The organism is Streptomyces sp. MB09-02B, assembly GCF_033794485.1.
In the GTDB taxonomy this organism is placed as follows: Bacteria; Actinomycetota; Actinomycetes; order Streptomycetales; family Streptomycetaceae; genus Streptomyces.
In genome coordinates this window covers 1-1570 of record NZ_JARGEE010000823.1, presented here as the reverse complement: position 1 = coordinate 1570, position 1570 = coordinate 1, and the positions used below count along the sequence as shown (strand labels likewise).

General features: G+C 73.2%; 2 protein-coding genes. Both read right to left on the bottom strand.

Annotated elements, in window-relative coordinates; translation table 11 throughout:
* The coding region (locus P1P70_RS44385; RefSeq protein WP_319248139.1) for an alcohol dehydrogenase catalytic domain-containing protein at nt 1-207 on the bottom strand (207 nt) is incomplete at its 3' end.
* 20 nt (nt 208-227) lie between these two features.
* Nucleotides 228-1382: an acyl-CoA dehydrogenase family protein gene (locus P1P70_RS44380; RefSeq protein ID WP_319248137.1), complete on the bottom strand. Its 1155-nt coding sequence runs from the start codon at nt 1380-1382 to the stop codon at nt 228-230.
* Nucleotides 1383-1570: the final 188 nt, after the last annotated feature.

The window sequence follows — 1570 nt, the reverse complement described above, 5'->3', positions numbered from 1 at the left end:
CGCCCCCCCCTCCGCGACGACCCCGGCCCCCTCGTGCCCGAGCACCACGGGAACGGGGAACGGAATGGTCCCGTCCACCACCGACAGATCGCTGTGGCAGAGGCCGGCGGCCGTGATCGCCACCCGCACCTCACCGGGCCCCGGCTCCCGCACGGCCAGATCGTCGACGACCTCGGCCCGCTTCCCGTCGAACACCACTCCCCGCATGGCCTCCACCCCTCGGTGTCTCAGCCTCTCGGCTCCCTCGGCAGACCGAGCACCCGCTCGGCGATGATCGTGCGCTGCACCTCGTCCGAACCGCCGTAGATGGTGTCGGCCCGGCTGAACAGGAACAACTGCTGGAAGGGCTCCAGTGCGTACGGCTCCGCCGCCGACCACTCCCGCGGTCCGACGGCCGCCTCCGCGCCCCGCACCTCCATCGCCAGCTCCCCGAGCCGCCGATGCCACCGCCCCCACAGCAACTTGGCCACACTCGGCGCGCCGGGCTCCGCGCCCCCCTCCGCCCCACCGAGCGTCCGCAGGGCGTTCCACCGCATGGTCTGCAACTCGGCCCACTGTCGTACGAGTTGATCGCGCACGACGGCGTCGTCCACGGCCCCGCTGTCCACGGCGGCCCGTACGACGTCCTTCAACTCCTCCTCGAAGCCGATCTGCTGGGCGAGCGTCGACACGCCGCGTTCGAAGCCGAGCAGCCCCATGGCCACGCGCCAGCCGTTCCCCTCGCCCCCGACGACGTGCTCCGCGCGGGCGTGCGCCCCGTCGAAGAACACCTCGTTGAACTCGCTCGTCCCGGTCATCTGCCGAATGGGCCGCACCTCGATCCGCCCCGGCTGGTCCATCGGCACGAGCAGCAACGACAGCCCGTGGTGGCGCTCGGAGCCCGCCTCGGTCCGGGCCAGCACGAAACACCAGTCGGCCTCGTGGGCGAGCGAGGTCCAGATCTTCTGCCCGGTGATCCGGTACGACCCGTCCTCCGCCCGCTCGGCCTTCGTCCGCACGCCGGCCAGGTCGGACCCGGCGCCGGGCTCGCTGTACCCCTGGCACCAGAGTTCGTCGCCGCGCGCGATCGCCGGCAGGAACCGCCGCTTCTGCTCTTCGCCACCGAACGCGATCAGCGTCGGCGCGAGCAGCTTCTCCCCGATGTGCCCGGACCGCGCGGGTACGTCGGCCCGCGCGTACTCCTCGGCCCAGACCACCTGTTGGACGAGGGTGGCCGTCCGGTTCCCGTACCCGCCCTCACTCCAGCCGAGCCCGATCCACCCGGCAGCGCCGAGCGTCCGCTCCCAGGCGCGCCGGTCCTCTCCCACCCCGGCGTGCGCCCCCAGCCACGCCCGCGCCTCCGCCCGGAAGGCCTCGTCCTCATCACCGAACCCGAAGTCCATGCCGCCTCCAAGATGACCGCCGCGGGTGATACCGGCAGACCAGGCCCCTGCGGGCCTGAAAAGCACGGGGCGCAGCCCCGGCTTTTCAGGGGCGCGGGGAACTGCGCGACCAGCCCCCGCTCACCCGCACCCGCACCCGCACCCGCACCCGCACCCGACAACGCGCCCCGTTCGGCAGGGCCCTCACG